Here is a 17500-nt window from a genome sequence, read left to right on the forward strand (position 1 = left end):
CCTGCTCTGACATCGTGCGCAATCCGGAGCACTGTCGCAGTGGTGCACAATTCGCAGGCATTGCACCGAAGCTCAGAGAGGCGGCACGTACGTGGCTGTCCAAGAGATCTCCCGCCCCACCCACAACGGCAGCTGCACCTGCGACGACTGCCCGCACGGGGCACGTGAAGGGCACCGCCGCGCGGTCGCCGCGTTCCTGGAGAAGCGCGACGAGTTCGCCGCCGGGCAGGGGCTCCCCGCCGCCGTCGCCCGCTCCGCCGGAGCGTCCCGGCAGTGGGTGTCCGACGAACTGACCCTGTCCGCCCGGACGGTCGCCGACCGGGGGCGGGAAGCCGGCCACTCCTGGCTGTACCTGCTGTCGCGGCGGGCGGTGCTCGCCGTGTGGATCGCCGCCGGGGTGCTGCTGCTCGTCCAGGTCGCCGCCGCGCTCGGCACCGGCTGGTCCACGGCGCGCACCGCCGGGCTGCTGGCCGCGCTCGTCCTGGCCGGCCTGCTGACGGTGGCCGCCCGGGCGCAGACGGTCCGGGGCGGCCTGCTGGCCCCCCTCGTCGGCGAGGACAACCGGCTGTCCACCTCGAAGGTGGTGCCGAGCGCCTGGCTGGTGCTCACCGCGTTCGCGGCGCTGCTGCCCGCCCTGCGGCTCGCGGCCTCCGTGCCCGGACCGGAGCGGGAGGCGCTGTACGCGGGCTTCGCGCTCGGCCGGGCGCTGCCGCTGCTCGCGGTGCTCACGATGACCTCGGCGGTGGCCGTGCTGGTGCGCCGCGTGGTCTCCGTGCGGATCATGGGGCAACGGCTGCAGAAGCTGCCGGCGGACCGCCCGACCGGCGCGGACCTGCTGACGGACGACGCGGGCCGGGGTTCCTTCCCGGACGCCCAGTACGTGCTGGTCTCCACGGTCGTCCTGGGCTTCGCGGCCGTGTCGCTGGCCCGGTTCCCGGACCGGCTGCCGCAGCTGCCGTGGGCGCTGGCCCTGCTCGTGGCGCTGTCGGCGGCGGTGTACCTGGCGGCGAAGTACGCGGAGGGCAGCCGGCCGCTGGTGCTGTCGGTGGTCCGCAGACGCGAGCCCGGGGATCTGGACGGGGCGATCCGGCCCGGCGACGACATCGAGATCCGGGGTGTGGGCTTCGTGCCGCCCGGCGCGCAGACGCCGCAGATGCTGGCGCGGCTGGTGGTCCGGGTCGGGGCGGTGCACGTGCACGTGCCGCTGGTCCCGGTGCCGGGCGGTTTCACCAACCCCTCCGACGCGGTGCTGACCGTGCCGGTGCCGGCGGAAGTGGAACCGGGGCGGGTCGAGATCCAGGTGGTGACCGCCGCCGGAGTGGAATCCAACCGCTGCACGATCGACGTGGCCGAGTGAAGCGGGTACACATGTCGCGTGAACCGAACTGACGTCCCTTCCGGCGCCCCCGGCGCCGCAGATGCCCCCGGCGCAGCAGATGCCCCGGGTCTCGGCAACGGCCCGGGCGGCCTGCGCGCACTCGCCGCCCGCCACGCCCTCCTGCCCCTGCGGATCTTCCTCGGCGTGACCTTCGTCTACGCGGGCCTGGACAAGCTGACCGACTCCGCGTTCCTCTCCTCCACCGGTGACGGCTCCATCGGAGAGCTGATGCGCGGGGTGCGCGACACCTCCGCGATCCCGGCCATGGTGGACCTGGCGCTGAAGGCGCCCGTCGGCTTCGCCGTCGCCCTGGCGATCGGGGAACTCCTGGTCGGCCTGGGCGTCCTGGCCGGCCTCCTGACCCGGCTGGCGGCCCTCGGCGGGGCACTGATCTCGCTCAGCCTGTGGCTCACGGTGTCCTGGGCGGTGACCCCCTACTACTACGGCAACGACCTGATCTACCTGATGGCCTGGCTGCCGCTGGTCCTCGCCGGGGCGCCCTACCTGTCGCTGGACTCGGTGATCCGGTCCCGCCGGTCGCGGCGCACGGCATAGGTCACCAGGCCGACCACGGCGGCGAAGGCGAGGCCGCCCAGGGCCATCAACAGGACGAAGAACCAGGGCGGGTCCGCCTCGCCGGCCGCAGCGAGCAGGTAGAGCACACCGGCCGCCATCAGGACCAGGCCCGCGATCAGCCGTCCCGGCTGGAACTCATGACGCCGCACGGGCCACCTCCACCTGTCCCACACCCGCGCTCAGGTGCAGCTCGATCGTCCCGCCGGCCTCGGTGCCGGCGGCGGGCTCCAGCGTCGTCTCCCGGGTTTCGCCGCCTTCCCGGATCCGGACGTCCCGGCCGGTCTCCCCGGGCATGTGGATGTCGCCCAGCTCGACCGAGACGTCGGCCCGCGCCGTGACCTCCCGGGGCACGATCACCTTGAGCCGCCCCGCCTCGATGGAGGCGCGGACCGCCACCGTGGTGCCCTTCGGGACATCCAGGCGGCTCAGGTCCAAGGTCGCCAGCCCGGTGCCCGCCTCGTACTCCGGGCGCACATCGGCCACCGCGGCCGGACGCCACTCGACCTGCTTCCAGTCGGTGCCGATCTCCTTGGGCAGGGCGACCGCCCCGGCCAGCAGCCCGGCCGTGATCACCGAGAGCAGCACGGTGCCGAAGCCGGTGCGGCCCTTGAACGAGCTGACCGCGATACCGAGGCCGAAGAGGGCGAGGGCGCTGGCGAAGCCGACCTGCAGCGCGTGGCTGAGGGTGCTGCCCTCCCAGACCGAGGCGGAGGAGACCGCCCCGGCCAGCAGGGCCAGGACGAACACCCGCCCGCCTATGCCGCCGCGCGGCGCGCGGGGGACGCGCGCGCGGGGCGGAGCGGCCGCAGGGCCGCCCGGGACGTCCCCCGCCGTGTCGTCCGGGCCCCACAGATAGCCGGTCGAGCCGACCGGGCCCGTGGTGCCGTCCTTGACCAGCGGGTCCCGCCACCAGGACGGGCCACCGGGCGCGGGCGGCGCCTGCGTCTCCGGGGGCGCCGGGCTGTGCGCGGTCCGGTGCCCCACACGCGTCGCCACCGGCCAGACGAACTCCGCGCCCCCGGCGGACTTCTCCTCCGGGGCGGGGACGGCCGGGTGCGTGTGGCGATGGTGGCGCGACCAGTACGCCGCGCCGGCCAGCGCCAGGGCGGCCAGGACGGAGAAGACCGCCAGAGCGCCGTTGTCCAGCATCGACAGGAACAGGGCGCAGCCCACCAGCGCGGCGAACACCGCTGCCAGCGTCGCGCCTTCGACCCGGCCCGTCAGCAGCTTCTTCGCCTCGCTGTCGTCCTCTCCCTCCTGGGGGAGCAGCAGCCACGCGAATCCGTAGAAGATCAGACCGACGCCGCCGGTCACCCCGAGGACGCCGAGCACGATCCGGAAGACCACCGGGTCCAGGTCGAAATACCGGCCGAGGCCGCCGCACACGCCCGCGAGCACCTTGTCGCGCTTGCTGCGGCGCAGGGGAGGGCGCTCGCCGGGCGGCGGGGCCGAGCCGGCGGCCGGGCCGGCTCCTGCGTCCGGCGGCGGGGAATCGTGCACTTCGGTCATGTGTACATGGTGACGGCCCGCCGCCGCCGCGGGCATCCGGATCTACCCTGGCGCAACCCTGATATCCCCCCGAGAGAACTGGGGGGCTGCCCTGATGTACCGGGCACCGCGCGCATGTGACCATCGGTGACATGCCCGTAGCAGCCGCCCCCCGCCCGCCGTACGCACCCGAATCCGACGAGACGCCGCAGCGCAAGCTCTACCGCAGCGCCGACGGCCGGATGCTCGGCGGCGTCGCGCGCGGCCTCGCCGGACACCTCGGGGTGCCCGTCATCTGGGTCCGGCTCGCCTTCTTCGGCCTGTTCCTGTGGGGCGACGGCCTCGGCGTCCTCCTGTACGCCGCGTTCTGGGTGTTCGTCCCGCTGGGCATCGGAGGCCGCAGCGGCCACCGCTCCTTCTTCGACACCCTCCCCGACGGCACCCGGCGGCTGCGCAAGCCCGAGCGGGGACAGATCACCGCGCTGGTCGCGCTGTGCGTCGGCGCCGGCATCTTCATCTCCAAGGTCCAGGTCGGCGGCGCCTCCGGACGGTACGTATGGCCGACGCTGCTGGTCGGGGCCGGTGTGGTCCTCGTCTGGCGGCAGGCCGACAACGCCCGCCGCGCCCACTGGAACGCCGCCGCGGGCCGGCACGCCCGGCTGCTCCAGACCGCCCGGGCCCTCGCTGGCGTCGCCCTCGTCGGCGTGGGCCTGACGGTCTTCATCGTCGTCCGCGGCTCCGCCGCCCAGCTGGGCAACGTCCTGACCGCAACGCTCGCCGTCCTCGTCGGCGTCGCCCTCCTCGCCGGCCCCTGGCTGATCAGGATGACCCAGGACCTCTCCGAGGAGCGCCTCATGCGCATCCGGGCCCAGGAGCGCGCCGAAGTCGCCGCACACGTCCACGACTCCGTGCTGCACACCCTCACCCTGATCCAGCGGAACGCCGAGGACCCCGGGGAAGTACGGCGCCTCGCGCGGGCCCAGGAGCGGGAACTGCGCAACTGGCTGTACAAACCCGAAGGCACCGGCAAGGACGAGGCCGAGGAACCCACGACGCTCGCCGAGGCCGTCAAGAAGACCGCCGCCGACGTCGAGGACCACCACGGCGTCCCGATCGAGGTGGTCGTCGTCGGCGACTGCCCCCTCGACGAGAAGCTGGCCGCACAGATGCAGGCCGCACGCGAGGCGATGGTCAACGCCGCCAAGTACGGTGGCGACGGCGGCCCCGTCCAGGTGTACGCCGAAGTGGAGGGGCAGACGGTGTTCGTGTCCGTGCGCGACCGCGGGCCGGGCTTCGACATGGACGCGGTACCGGACGACCGGATGGGCGTACGAGAATCGATCATCGGCCGGATGCAGCGCAACGGCGGGACCGCGCGGCTGCGGTCCGCGCCCGACGGCGGCACGGAAGTCGAGCTGGAAATGGAGAGGGCGGCGAAGGCAGCATGACCGAGGACGACGCGAACACCGGCGGCACGACCCCCGGGGGTACCCCCGGCGGCGGCCGGGGCAGGGTCCGGGTGGTGCTCGTCGACGACCACCGCATGTTCCGCACGGGAGTCCAGGCCGAGATCGGTGAGACCGACCGGACCGGGGTCGAGGTCGTCGGCGAGGCCGCCGACGTCGACCAGGCCGTCACCGTCATCACCGCCACCCGCCCGGAGGTGGTGCTCCTCGACGTGCACCTGCCCGGCGGCGGAGGCGTCGAGGTGCTGCGCCGCTGCGCCCCGCTGATGTCGGCCGCACAGGACCCCGTGCGGTTCCTCGCGCTGTCGGTGTCCGACGCCGCCGAGGACGTCATCGGCGTCATCCGGGGCGGCGCGCGCGGCTACGTCACCAAGACGATCACCGGCGCGGACCTGGTGAACTCCGTCTTCCGGGTGCAGGACGGGGACGCGGTGTTCTCCCCGCGCCTGGCCGGCTTCGTACTCGACGCGTTCGCCTCGACCGACGCCCCGCCGGTCGACGAGGACCTGGACCGGCTCACCCAGCGCGAACGCGAGGTGCTGCGGCTCATCGCCCGCGGATACGCCTACAAGGAGATCGCCAAGCAGCTCTTCATCTCGGTGAAGACGGTGGAATCCCACGTCTCGGCGGTCCTGCGCAAGCTCCAGCTGTCCAACCGGCACGAGCTGACCCGCTGGGCGACGGCCCGCCGGCTGGTCTGATCCGGGGCGGTGCGGGTCCCGGGCCGAAAGCCTGTGATCCACGCCGCAGCCGGTCGCGGGAACCCGAGCACGGCGCGGACCCCTCTTGCGTCCGTGATGAGTCTGACGGGTACCCCCCTCTTCGCGGCGGCGATCGCCTTGACGGCGTGTGCCGTCCTCCTGCCCCTGACGGTGTGGGGCAAGGTGCGCGGACCCGTCGCCGTGCGCGTCGTGACGCGCGCCGTGATGATGCTCTTCGCCCAGGTCACGGCCGTCGCGCTGGTGTTCGTCGCGGTCAACCGCGACATGAACTTCTACGCGACCTGGGGCGATCTGCTCGGCACCGGCACGTACGTCACCGCCGCCCCCGACCTGGGCCCCGACGGGCTCGGCGGGAAGAAGGCCGCCGAGGTCAAGGCCGCGCCCAAGGTGCTCCAGGAGTTCCAGCCGGTCGAGGGACTCGGCGGCCGGGTCAAGAAGACCGAGCTCGACGGGAAGGTCTCCGGCGTCAAGGGCGACGTCCTGGTGTGGCTGCCGCCGCAGTACGACGACCCGGCCTTCAAGGACAAGAAGTTCCCCGTGGTCGAGCTGATCCCTGGCATACCGGGGACCGGCAAGTCCTGGTTCCAGGGGCTGAAGGCGCACGAGGTGCTCGAACCGCTCATGAAGAGCGGCAAGGTGCAGCCGTTCATCCTCGTCTCGCCGCGGGCCATGCTGCTCGGCAACGCCGACACCGGCTGCGCCAACATCCCCGGCAAGGTCAACGCCGACAGCTGGTTCAGCGTCGACGTCCGCAAGATGGTCGCGGACAACTTCCGGGTCTCGGAAGAAGCCCGCACGTGGGGCGTGGCCGGGTACTCGGCCGGGGCGTACTGCGCCGCCAAGCTGGCGATCGGCCACCCCGACCGCTACAGCGCCGCCGTCTCCCTGTCCGGTTACAACGACCCGGGCCAGGAGCCCTCCTCGCTGGTCGCGCAGGATCCGGAGCTGCGCCGCACCCACAACCTGAAGTACCTGCTCAAGGAGGCGGCCGCGCCGCCGGCCGTCTCGCTGTGGATGTCCGGGGCCGAGCAGGACGGCTACCTGTCCGGCACGGACCTCAAGGCCATCGCGCAGGGCCCGACCGCGGTGCACGCGGAGAAGGTGACCGGCGGCCACAACCTCGACAGCTGGTCGAAGCAGCTGCCGCAGACCTTCGACTGGCTGAGCAAGACGGTCAAGGCGCCGTAGGTTCCGTACGGTCCGTGGGCGTGGGCGTGGGCGTGGGCGGGTCCGGGTCCGGCGCCGGGTGTGGGTCCGTGCCCGCCGCCCGCTACGCCGGTCGGGACGCGCCCGCCCACGGCATCGAGTCCACGGGGGCGAGACGCACCGTCGAGCCGGGGCGCGGGGCGTGGATCATCTGCCCGTTGCCCACGTACATGCCCACGTGGGTGATCCCGGAGTAGAAGAACACCAGGTCACCGGGGGCCAGCTGGTCGCGGGAGATCCGCTGCCCGGCGTTGATCTGCGTGTACGTGGTGCGCGGCAGCGACACCCCGGCCGAGCGCCAGGCCGCCTGCGTCAGGCCCGAGCAGTCGAAGGATCCCGGCCCCGTCGCGCCCCACACGTACGGCTTGCCGATCGCCCCGTACGCGAACGCCACCGCGCGGGCCGCGCGCGATCCGTCGGACGGGGGCGGGACCGGGCCGGCCGGGCCGGGGGTGGCGCCGCCGGCGGACCGGGCCTCGTACGCCGCGCGCTGCTCGGCGGTCAGCTTGTCCAGGAGCCGCTGCGCAGCGGTCAGCTTCGCCTCGATCTCGGCCTTGTGGCCGGCGAGTTCGCCCTGCCGGGCGCGCAGGTCGGCGAGGCGTCCGGAGGCCTGTTCCCTGAGCTGTCCTACCTCGTCGACCTTGCGGCGCACGACGGAGATGTCCGCGGCGTTGCGGTTCCCGGCGTGCGCGATGAGGGCCGCCCGGTCCAGGTACTCCTGCGGGCTGTCGGACATCGCCAGCTGGACGGCGGCGCCCAGGGTCCCGCTGCGGTACTGGGTCGCGGCCAGCGAACCGAGCGTGTTGCGGGCGCTGTTGAGCTGATCGGTCTTGCGGGCCGTCTCGTCCTGCAGTCCGGCGAGCGCCCGCTCCGCGTCGTCGGCCTTCTCCTTCGCCCCGTTGTACTGCTCGGTCGCGGCCTCGGCCTCCCCGTAGAGCCGGTCCACCTCCGCCTTGACCTGCGAGGGCGTCGACTGGGGATCGGCGTGGGAGGTGCCTTCGAACACGGTGGCGGTGGCAGCGCCCGCGAGGGCGAGGGTGGCGGCGGTGGTCCGTGCGGTGGTCCGTGCGGTGCCGCCGGAAAACGGGCGCTGCCTGGGCTTTCGATGACTGGCCACGAGGGCCTCACGTCCTTCCTCTGTCGGGGCTTGGAGGAGGACGCTAGACCCGGAGGTAACGGGCGGATGACGGGTGATCGCAAATGGCCGCACGCGACCGGATCTTGTCGTCCGGCCGCCGTGCGGCGGCCGTCGATGACCGCCGATGGCCGGTCGGGGTGTCCGCGGGTCGTCCCGGAGGGGCGGAGGCCCCGCCCGGGGACCCGCTCCCGGTACCCGCTCCCGGTACCCGGCCCCGCCTTCCGGGATCAGTGCCAGAGAACGGCGATGAAGATGTTGGCCACGGTGAGGGCGCCGACCGCGCCGAACAGCGCCTTCTCCACCCGCTCCTCGTCGCGCTTGACGTAGACGAGGGCCAGGATCACGAAGAGGATCGCGAGCTTGACGCCGATCTTGACGTTGTTGACGGTTCCGCCGTCCATCTCGCGGAAGCCGACGAGCAGCACACCGGTGACGAGCATGGTCAGCGCGCCGTGCAGCATCGCGGGCACGAAGCGGGCCGTGCCGGCGCTCATCGCCTTCATCTGGGTCAGGAAGCCGCCGAGGAGCGAGGCGATGCCGATGATGTGCAGGCCGAGGAAGACATGGATGAGAACGTTCATGCCGAGGAGCCTAGGCGGTGGCCCCCCGCAGATTTCGGTCAGGTGTACGAAGCTGTCGGGGCCCGGTGGGGCAGGCGCGGGCCCCGCGAGGACAGGCCCCGGGCGGCGCCGCCCCGTAGGGGTCCGCGCGGGGTTCACCGGGCATGTACAGCCCAATTTCCCGGGCCCGGGACACGCTGTCGGTCCCGCCCCCTAGACTCGGAAGGCGATGAGCAGCCTCTTTGACGACAGCTTCCTGACGGACCTCTCCCCCTCCGACGAGGTCCCCCCGCCGCCCGAGGATCACGCCGCCCCCGAGCCGGGCGCGGACGATCTCTTCGGGGGCCGGTTCGACGTGGCCCACGGCAGCGGCGGGCGCGGGGACGCGTACTACCGGGACGGCGCCCCCCGGCCCGTCATCGACCCCGCGGCCCTCCTCGAGGGGCTGAACGCGGAGCAGCGCGCCGCCGTGGTGCACGCGGGGTCGCCGCTGCTCATCGTGGCCGGCGCCGGCTCCGGCAAGACGCGCGTGCTGACGCACCGCATCGGCCACCTCCTGGGCGCGCGCGGGGTCCACCCGGGCCAGATCCTGGCGATCACCTTCACGAACAAGGCCGCCGGTGAGATGAAGGAGCGCGTCGAGGGCCTGGTCGGCCCGCGCGCGAACGCCATGTGGGTCTCCACCTTCCACAGTGCGTGCGTCCGCATCCTGCGTCGCGAGTCCAAGCGGCTCGGCTTCACCTCCTCGTTCTCGATCTACGACGCGGCCGACTCGAAGCGCCTGATGGCGCTCGTCTGCCGCGACCTCGACCTGGACCCGAAGAAGTTCCCGCCGAAGGCCTTCAACGCCAAGATCTCGAACCTGAAGAACGAGCTCATCGACGAGGACGCCTTCGCCGGTCAGGCGGTGGACGGCTTCGAGAAGACCCTCGCCCAGGCGTACGCGATGTACCAGGGGCGCCTGCGCGAGGCGAACGCGCTCGACTTCGACGACATCATCATGACCACGGTCCACCTGCTCCAGGCGTTCCCGGAGGTCGCCGAGCACTACCGGCGCCGCTTCCGGCACGTCCTGGTCGACGAGTACCAGGACACCAACCACGCCCAGTACACGCTCGTGCGCGAGCTGGTCGGCACCGGCTACCCGGACCTGCCGCCCGCCGAGCTGTGCGTCGTGGGTGACGCCGACCAGTCGATCTACGCGTTCCGCGGCGCGACCATCCGCAACATCCTCCAGTTCGAAGAGGACTACGCGGACGCCACGACGATCCTGCTCGAGCAGAACTACCGCTCCACCCAGACGATCCTGTCGGCCGCCAACGCGGTCATCGAGCGCAACGAGAACCGCCGTGCGAAGAACCTGTGGACCGAAGCCGGCACCGGCGCCGTGATCACCGGGTACGTCGCGGACACCGAGCACGACGAGGCGCAGTTCATCGCCGACGAGATCGACCGGCTGACGGACGCGGGAGACGCCAAGGCGGGCGACGTCGCGATCTTCTACCGGACGAACGCGCAGTCCCGCGTGTTCGAGGAGATCTTCATCCGCGTCGGACTGCCGTACAAGGTCGTCGGCGGCGTGCGCTTCTACGAGCGCAAGGAGGTCCGCGACGTCCTCGCGTACCTGCGCGTCCTGGCGAACCCCGAGGACACCGTCCCGCTCCGCCGGATCCTGAACGTGCCCAAGCGCGGCATCGGCGAGCGCGCGGAGGCGATGATCGACGCGCTGGGCCTGCGCGAGAAGATCACCTTCCCGCAGGCGCTGCGCCGGGTCGACGAGGCCTTCGGCATGGCCGCCCGCTCGACGAACGCGGTCAAGCGCTTCAACGTGCTGATGGAAGAACTCCGCACGATCGTCGACTCGGGCGCCGGCCCGGCGGTGGTCCTGGAGGCGGTGCTTGAGCGCACGGGCTACCTCGCCGAGCTCCAGGCCTCGACCGACCCGCAGGACGAGACCCGGATCGAGAACCTCCAGGAACTGGCCGCCGTGGCCCTCGAGTTCGAGCAGGCCAGGGAAGCCGCGGCCGCGGAAGCCGCCGAGAACGGCGCCCCGCCGGTGGGCCCCGGCACCCTCGCGGAGTTCCTGGAGCAGGTCGCGCTCGTCGCCGACTCCGACCAGATCCCGGACGAGGACACCGACGGCAACGGCGTCATCACCCTCATGACCCTGCACACCGCCAAGGGCCTCGAGTTCCCGGTGGTCTTCCTGACCGGCATGGAGGACGGCGTCTTCCCCCACATGCGGGCGCTCGGCCAGACCAAGGAGCTCGAGGAGGAGCGCCGCCTCGCGTACGTCGGCATCACGCGCGCCCGGGAGCGGCTGTACCTCACCCGCTCCTCGATGCGCAGCGCCTGGGGCACCCCCTCGTACAACCCGCCGTCGCGGTTCCTCGAGGAGATCCCGGCCGAGTACCTGCAGTGGAAGCGGACGGGCGCGGCGCAGAAGCCGGCGGGCCCGGTGCGGAGCTCGGGCTACGGGTCCTCGGGCTCGGGCGGCGGTTCGAAGAGCTCGTTCGGCACCTCGCCGGAGGCGTTCCTGTCCTCGTCGCGGTCGAAGACGGGTCCGTCCGGTTTCGCTACGCGCCGGGCCTCCGACAAGCCGGTGATCGCGCTGGTGGTCGGGGACCGTGTCACGCACGACCAGTTCGGGCTGGGCACCGTCATGGAGGTCAAGGGAGCGGGCGCGGACGCGCAGGCCACCATCGACTTCGGGGACGAGAAGCCGAAGCGGCTGCTGCTGCGGTACGCGCCGGTGCAGAAGCTCTAGGCCGCCCGGGCGGCGGGAGCCGGTCGGGCGGCGGGAGCCGGTCGGCCCGGTCCGGTGGTTCGGCCGGCTCCTAGTTCGGGTCCAGGTCGTGGCTGCGCAGCCACGCCTGGGGGTCGACGGGGGAGCCGCCGCCCGGCCGTACCTCGAAGTGGAGGTGGGGACCGGTGGAGTTGCCCGTGTCGCCGGAGTACGCGATCACATCGCCGGCCTTGACCTTGCCGGAGCGGATCTTGGCGCTGCTGAGGTGGCAGTACCAGGTCTCGGTGCCGTCGGGCGCGGTGAGTATCACCATGTTCCCGTAGGCGCTGTTGAACTGGCTGCGCACGGTGCCGTCGGTCGCGGCCATGACCGAAGTCCCGTAGCCCACGGGGAAGTCGATGCCCGTGTGCACGGACATCCAGTTCACGCCCGCCTGGCCGAAGCCCGCGCTGAGGCCGTGCCGCGCGACGGGGAGGGCGAACTTGGGGCGGGCCGCTTCCTTGGCCGCCTCCTCCTCCGCCTTCTTCTTCTTTTCCTCGTCCTGGCGCAGGCGCAGGTCGATGCGCTCCTGGGTGCGGCTCGCACGGTCCGCGAAATCGCCGGCGTCGGCGCTGAGGGCGGTGAGCTGCGTGTCGAGCTTGCTGTTCGCCGCGACCGGCTTGATGGAGGCCGGGTCCGGCGCGGCCAGCGTGGTCGTTCCCTCGGCGGGGTTCTCCGCGCCGGTGAGTCCGCCGACGGAGGCGGCGGCCACACCCGCGACACCCATCACGCAGGCGGAGGGCACGGCCACGGTCAGCAGGGCGGAGCGCTTCGCCGGCGTGCGGCGGCGGCTGTTCCCGGCGCGGCGCGAGGGGCGCGGCGCGGACGGCGCGGCCACCGGGGCGGGCCGCGTGACGGGCATGGCCTGGGTGGGGAGGTCGTGCACCCGGAAGTCGGGGGCGGCGCCTTCGCCTTCGCCCTCGGCTTCGCCCTGGCCTCCGTCACCGTGGGGGCCGTCGGGGGAGTCGCCGAGCGAGTCCTCGTGGAAGCCGCCGGGGGCGTCGTCCTCGGCGATGGCCTCGAAGACCGCGGTCTCGGTGTAGACGGGGGGCGCCGCGTACTCGTACTCGTAGGCGTACTGCTGTTCCTGGGGCTGCGCCTGCGCCTGCTCGTAGCCGTACGCGTAACCCTGCTGGGGCTCCTGCGTCTGCTGGTGCTGCGGCTCGGAGGCGGTGTTCCAGGCGGTGGCGTCGTAGGCGCCGGTGTCGGTGCCGTAACCCGGGGTCGTCCACGTGTCGTAACCGAAGGCGGTGGACTGGTAGTCCGTGGAGATGCCCTGGGTGGGGACGGTCGACAGGTAACCGTCGTGGCCGCCGGCGTCGGGCTGCGGGGAGTAGCCGCTCTGCGGGGTGTTCCACGCGGTGGTGTCGTACGCGCCGGTACCGGTGTCGTAGGACCCGTATGCGGCGTAGTTGTACCCCTGGCCCTGTGATTCATAGGACGCATAGGCGGAATCGCCAGCGAAGGTGGTGGTGGTAAGGCCGTCGTACCCGAGATCGGGGTACTGGCCCGACGAAGGGCGGTCGTTCACCAACTTCTCTTTCGCCTCGGCAGCGGGGGGCCTGGGTGGCCGAGGAATGTGGAGTTCCTCGGAGGAGAGCAGTGGCGTGACTGTACCCGCCGGTTACACGCCACGACAATCTTCGGCGGGGTCCAGCCCTGGGGGAACCGGGCATTCGGCCGCCTTTCGGTCGCGCAAAGGGCCACCCTTGGCCTTGAGTTCGAAATGCGTTCGATTGAGGGCGGGTCGGGAGCCCGATTTCGATCAGGCGGCGGACGCGGCACCGGGGTGCCGGACGGCGACGGGGCCGGGCCCGTCGAGCGAGCGCCGGACTGCCGCGATGACGGTGGGATGCGCGGGCAGGGCGAGGTGTCCGATGCCGATGACCTGCACGTTCTCCGTGAGCAGGTCCGGGTGTTCGATACGGGCCGTCTCGGCCGGGTCCATCAGCGCGTCGAACTCGCTCCAGAACGCCACGCACCGGGTCCGGCAGCCGGGCGCGGGCGCGCGCAGCTCGGCCATCACCTCGGAGTCCCGGCGCATCTGCCGGACCAGCGGGTGCGCGTCCATGAAAGGGGCGACGCCGGTGCCGGAATGCGGGGTGCCGAGCGTGACGAGGGTCCGGACCCGGGCGTCGCCGCCCAGGCGCTGGACGTAGTACCGCCCGATCAGACCGCCGAGGCTGTGCCCCACCAGGTCCACCCGCTCCTGCCCGGTGCGCTCGCACAGTTCCTCGACGCGCTCGGCGAGACGGCGGGCGGTGACCCGCAGATCGAGGGTGAAGGGGGAGTAGTTGTACGTCTCCACCCGGCGCCTGCCGCCCGTGTCGAGGGCGCGGCGCAGCAGGACGAAGACGGAGCGGTTGTCGGTGAACCCGTGCAGGAGCAGCACGGGGGGTGCGGCGGCGCCCGGCTCGGGGGCGCCGGACTCGGCGGCGCGGCGGGCGGCGGCGGGGCGCTCCTGGCGCATCCCCGTCGGATACATCAGGATGTGCCCGCCGAGCACTATCACTTCCAGTACGCCGGCCCGCAGCGCGGCTCCGGACATGGACAGCCCCATGGACGGCCTCCCTCAGCCTCTGGGACCGCGGGGCCGGCCACGCCGTGCCGTGCGGCTGTCGGCACGGTGTGGCGGCACGGGAGCGGTGCACGCCATCCCACGTGTGATTTCCCCCTCGTGGTTGACCGCGAAACGGGGGCGTGCGCAATGCTGTACTTAACGTTCGTTCACTCGGGAGGCAGTGCGATGGGTGTGACCGGTCCGATCCGTGTGGTGGTGGCCAAGCCTGGTCTCGACGGCCACGACCGGGGCGCCAAGGTGATCGCGCGGGCCCTGCGGGACGCGGGCATGGAGGTCATCTACACCGGCCTCCACCAGACCCCCGAACAGATCGTGGACACCGCGATCCAGGAAGACGCCGACGCGATCGGCCTGTCGATCCTCTCCGGGGCCCACAACACGCTGTTCGCGCGCGTGCTGGAGCTCCTCGCGGAGCGCGACGCGGAGGACATCAAGGTGTTCGGCGGCGGCATCATCCCGGAGGCGGACATCGCTCCGCTGAAGGAAAAGGGTGTGGCGGAGATCTTCACCCCGGGCGCGACGACGACAGCCATCGTCGACTGGGTCCGGGCACACGTGCGACAGGTGCAGGCGTAGGCGGGTAGGCGTACTCGTTGTCGTTGTCGTTGTCGTTGTCGTTGTCGTTGTCGACGGTGACGGCGGCGGTGAGCCGTAGTCGAGCCCCCGGCCGGGGCCCGTCCCCGCCCGGCTACGGGCCGGGCGGGGCCAGCTCGGCGTGCATCGTGGCGCGGAGCCGGAGGGTGGCGGCCAGGCGCTGGAAGGCTTCCGCCCAGTACGCCGCGGCGCCCCCGGCCTCGACGGGTTCCGTCGTCATGGCGGCCAGTCGGTCCGCCTCCGCCGGGTCCAGGCAGCGCTCGGCCAGGCCCATGACCCCGCTGAAACTCCACGGGTAGCCGCCCGCGTCGCGCGCGGAGTCCAGCGCCTCCACCACGGCCCGGCCCAGTGCTCCGGCCCACGGCACCACGCACGCCCCGAGCAGCTGGAACGCCTCGGACAGCCCGTGGGCCCGTATGAACTCCGCGACCCACGCCGCCCGTTGCTCCTCCTCCAGGATCGACAGCAGCTTCGCCCGCTCCGCGAGCGAGGCCGTCGCCGGCCCGGCCGCCGGCGGGGCGGAAGCCGAACCCAGCAGGGCCCGCGACCACGCGGGATCGCGCTGGCGGACCGCTGCCCGGCACCAGGCCGCGTGCAGTTCCTCCGCCCAGCCCTCGGCCAGGGGCCGTGCCACGATCTCCGCCGGGCCGAGACCGCTGAACCGCTCCTGCCAGCAGGACAGCGGCGCGGACTCCACCAGCTGGCCCAGCCACCACGCGCGCTCCCCGCGCCCGGCGGGCGGCCGCTTGACCACCCCGTCGTGCAGCATCCCCGCATCGCACTCGGCCGGCGGTGTCACCCCCTCCGGGCCGACGCAGGCCAGGGCGCGCTCCGCCATCCGGCCGGCCAGCGCGGAGCCCGGCAGCGCGGAGAGCAACTCGGCGGCGGTGGCCCGTACATTGCGGCTCCGGTCGCCCAGCGCCGCCTCCAGGAACGGCTCGTCGTCGTCCGACAGTCCCACTCGCAGCGAGTCGAGGAACATCAGCCGGTCCTCTGCCCGTTCGGTGGCCCAGGTGGTCGTCAGCAGCCGGATCGCGGCCGCCGCCTCATGGGCCCGTACGAGGCCGAGCAGCGCCACGCGCTCGGCGAACAGCCCTTCCTGCCACAGCCGTTCCACCCCCGCCGCGTCCGTCGCCGCGGGCAGTTCCCCCGCGCCACCGGATCCGCCGCGCAGGGCGAACCGCCACTCAGGATTGAGCCGGGCCAGCCACAGCCCGCGCGTTCCGGCCAGGGCCAGCGCCTGTGGCCGCAGGTCGGTGCGGGCCCGCGCCGCGTCCAGCAGCGCGGGCACCAGCGAGGCCGGGGCGCGGTAGCCGTGCAGCCCGGCGGCGGCCAGCCACTGCGGCAGCAGCTCCGTGAGGTCCGGCGCGGCCCCCCGCCGCCCGCCTGCGCTGCCCGCGCCGGTCCGGCCCGCCAGCAGCTGCGCGAGGCGCTGCCGGGCCGGCTCCGGGGGCGTCGGGCGCGGATCGCGCGGCGCGGGCTCCGGCCGCGGGCCCGCTTCGGCGGGCAGCAGGCCCGCCCGGCGCCGCACGGTCTGCAAGGCCGCGGCCCCGAGCAGTGCCTCGGGACTGCCCCGGCGCCGCTCGGTCCCCAGCAGGGCCGCGCCGACCAGTTCGTCCCAGTCCCCGTAGGTCGTCGTGTCCGCGTTCATCGGGTCCCCTCCCTCTGTGCGTGTGCCATCTGCCATCTGCCGTGTGCCATGCGTTGTTTGCCATGTGTCGTGTGCCGTGCTCCGGTCCCGCCCCCTCCGCGGGACCGGAGCAGCTCGATGTCCCCCTGGCGCCGTGGCGCCGTGACCTCCCTGGGCCCCGGCGCCACGACCGTGGCCTCAACTGGCGTGGTTGTCGTCCACAAAAGCCCCCCGGCTCAGTCGTTCGCACACGGCGGCGCCCCCCGGCGCCGCCGTTTCCCGCCCCCCGGTGCCCCTCAGGGCGACGTCAGTGCCACCGGCTCCGAGGAGCCCGGCTGCCATGCCGTCAACGGGGTGAATCCGCGGTGCCCGCATTCGCCGAACACCGTCACCGGCCCGCCCCCCGAGAGCGCGGCCAGTTGCCAGAGCCCCGCGCGGGGCCGGCTCCCGGCCCCGGTCAGGGGCACGGGCAGGGCGGACGTCCCTTCCACGTCCGCCAGTTGCCATGCCGTTTCCCCCGGAGGCCCGCCCGGCGGGCCCCCCGGCCCACCCGGTATCGGCACCACCGGCCCGAGCAGCACCGGCCAGGACTCCAGCCAGGGGTCCTCGCGCAGCGCCGCGCCGTACGCCTCCAGTGCCGCGCCCGTGCTCACGCCCGTCGGCGTGCCCCCGTACGGCTCGGCCGCGGCGAACCGCTCGCCGAGGTCCGCGCGCAGCCCGGCGGAGCCGGGGCGGAAGCGGGCTTCCGCGTCCAGCACCAGCCCGACGGGCAGCGCGAGCCCCGGAGGCCGCCCCGGCGGACCGAAGTCCAGGACCAGGGCCGGCCGGCCGCTCGCCAACCCGCGCAGCCATATCCGGCGGGTGGTGAGGCGGCCGTCGGGTGACGCCGTGTCGTACTGGGCCAGCACGAGCCAGCGGTCCCGTACCGCTTCGCCCTCCGCCGTGGACGGCAGCCCCACCCTGCTGCGGACCGTCGAGGCCAAGGTCTCCGGAAGTCCGGACATCCCCAGCCAGGCCCGGTCCAGCAGGTGCAGCAGCGCGGCCTCCTCCAGCATCCGGGCGGGCCAGCCGGTGCCGCAACTGGGTATCGTCCCCAACTCCCTCACCCGCGCAGCCAGTCCGGGAGCCTGCGCGTCGACCATCCGGGCCGCGGTCTCCTCCCATGCCGCGTACCCCGCCCGCTCCTGCCCGGCCAGGCCCCCGCGCACCAGGTCCGCGAGCCGCTGCTCCAGCTCGGTGACACCCGCGCCGATCCGTGCCGCCCGCCGGTCGGCCCGCTTGCGTCCGGGTCGCCCTGCGCCAGGTACGAGCGCACGGTGTCCTGCACGACGTCCCAGAAGAACACGTGGGAGAGCACCTCGTGCTCGTTGAAGAGG

Annotated in this window: 15 protein-coding genes; 7 read left to right on the plus strand and 8 right to left on the minus strand. The window is 73.1% G+C overall.

All coding sequences use genetic code 11. The features are described from left to right. Nucleotides 1-91 precede the first annotated feature (91 nt). Nucleotides 92-1357, plus strand: coding sequence for a hypothetical protein (locus tag ABZY44_RS26630; protein ID WP_356658003.1), 1266 nt, complete (start codon nt 92-94; stop codon nt 1355-1357). A 111-nt stretch (nt 1358-1468) separates the two neighbouring features. Continuing rightward, nucleotides 1469-1933, plus strand: coding sequence for a DoxX family protein (locus ABZY44_RS26635; protein ID WP_356658031.1), 465 nt, complete (start codon nt 1469-1471; stop codon nt 1931-1933). On the opposite strand, the gene ABZY44_RS26640 is transcribed toward ABZY44_RS26635, so the two are convergent. Both ABZY44_RS26640 and ABZY44_RS26645 read right to left on the minus strand, forming a co-directional pair. Next, nucleotides 1879-2103, minus strand: a complete 225-nt coding sequence (locus tag ABZY44_RS26640) for a hypothetical protein (protein ID WP_356658005.1) — start codon at nt 2101-2103, stop codon at nt 1879-1881. The genes ABZY44_RS26635 and ABZY44_RS26640 overlap by 55 nt on opposite strands. After that, complete coding sequence (locus ABZY44_RS26645; RefSeq protein WP_356658007.1) at nt 2090-3463, minus strand: PspC domain-containing protein; 1374 nt, start codon at nt 3461-3463, stop codon at nt 2090-2092. The genes ABZY44_RS26640 and ABZY44_RS26645 overlap by 14 nt, the downstream gene beginning before the upstream one ends. Nucleotides 3464-3594: 131 nt before the next feature. Between ABZY44_RS26645 and ABZY44_RS26650 the strand changes: the two genes are divergently transcribed. The 3 genes from ABZY44_RS26650 (at nt 3595) to ABZY44_RS26660 (ending at nt 6818) form a co-directional block, all read left to right on the plus strand. Continuing rightward, on the plus strand, nt 3595-4890 hold the full coding sequence (locus ABZY44_RS26650) for a PspC domain-containing protein (protein WP_356658009.1): 1296 nt from the start codon (nt 3595-3597) through the stop codon (nt 4888-4890). Further along, the gene (locus tag ABZY44_RS26655) at nt 4887-5609 is read left to right on the plus strand and encodes a response regulator transcription factor (RefSeq protein WP_356658011.1); all 723 of its coding nucleotides are present in this window, start codon (nt 4887-4889) and stop codon (nt 5607-5609) included. Before ABZY44_RS26650 ends, ABZY44_RS26655 begins: the two co-directional genes overlap by 4 nt. A 96-nt stretch (nt 5610-5705) precedes the next feature. After that, complete coding sequence (locus ABZY44_RS26660; protein WP_356658013.1) at nt 5706-6818, plus strand: alpha/beta hydrolase-fold protein; 1113 nt, start codon at nt 5706-5708, stop codon at nt 6816-6818. Between the two features lie 82 nt (nt 6819-6900). On the opposite strand, the gene ABZY44_RS26665 is transcribed toward ABZY44_RS26660, so the two are convergent. Both ABZY44_RS26665 and ABZY44_RS26670 read right to left on the minus strand, forming a co-directional pair. After that, nucleotides 6901-7953: an NlpC/P60 family protein gene (locus ABZY44_RS26665; RefSeq protein WP_356658015.1), complete on the minus strand. Its 1053-nt coding sequence runs from the start codon at nt 7951-7953 to the stop codon at nt 6901-6903. Nucleotides 7954-8201: 248 nt separating this feature from the next. Then, nucleotides 8202-8555, minus strand: a complete 354-nt coding sequence (locus ABZY44_RS26670; RefSeq protein ID WP_356658017.1) for a hypothetical protein — start codon at nt 8553-8555, stop codon at nt 8202-8204. A gap of 208 nt (nt 8556-8763) precedes the next feature. Here ABZY44_RS26670 and pcrA point away from each other — a divergent pair, with 208 nt between their 5' ends. Continuing rightward, nucleotides 8764-11301: a DNA helicase PcrA gene (gene pcrA, locus ABZY44_RS26675; protein ID WP_356658019.1), complete on the plus strand. Its 2538-nt coding sequence runs from the start codon at nt 8764-8766 to the stop codon at nt 11299-11301. 70 nt (nt 11302-11371) lie between these two features. On the opposite strand, the gene ABZY44_RS26680 is transcribed toward pcrA, so the two are convergent. Together ABZY44_RS26680 and ABZY44_RS26685 are read right to left on the minus strand one after the other, a co-directional pair. Further along, nucleotides 11372-12850 carry a M23 family metallopeptidase gene (locus ABZY44_RS26680; protein WP_356658021.1) on the minus strand — a complete coding sequence of 493 codons (1479 nt, stop codon included), beginning with the start codon at nt 12848-12850 and terminating at the stop codon, nt 11372-11374. A 234-nt stretch (nt 12851-13084) separates the two neighbouring features. Then, nucleotides 13085-13879 carry an alpha/beta fold hydrolase gene (locus tag ABZY44_RS26685; protein WP_356658023.1) on the minus strand — a complete coding sequence of 265 codons (795 nt, stop codon included), beginning with the start codon at nt 13877-13879 and terminating at the stop codon, nt 13085-13087. Nucleotides 13880-14065: 186 nt separating this feature from the next. Here ABZY44_RS26685 and ABZY44_RS26690 point away from each other — a divergent pair, with 186 nt between their 5' ends. After that, nucleotides 14066-14476 carry a cobalamin B12-binding domain-containing protein gene (locus tag ABZY44_RS26690; RefSeq protein ID WP_356658025.1) on the plus strand — a complete coding sequence of 137 codons (411 nt, stop codon included), beginning with the start codon at nt 14066-14068 and terminating at the stop codon, nt 14474-14476. 112 nt (nt 14477-14588) lie between these two features. On the opposite strand, the gene ABZY44_RS26695 is transcribed toward ABZY44_RS26690, so the two are convergent. After that, nucleotides 14589-16145 (minus strand): DUF5691 domain-containing protein, encoded by a 1557-nt coding sequence (locus tag ABZY44_RS26695; RefSeq protein WP_356658027.1) that lies wholly within the window; start codon nt 16143-16145, stop codon nt 14589-14591. Nucleotides 16146-16420: 275 nt separating this feature from the next. Continuing rightward, nucleotides 16421-17500, minus strand: a 1080-nt coding sequence (locus ABZY44_RS26700; RefSeq protein WP_356658029.1) for an SWIM zinc finger family protein, incomplete at its 5' end; no start/stop codon positions are given.

The sequence above is a fragment of the Streptomyces sp. NPDC006544 genome, assembly GCF_040611715.1.
GTDB lineage: Bacteria > Actinomycetota > Actinomycetes > Streptomycetales > Streptomycetaceae > Streptomyces.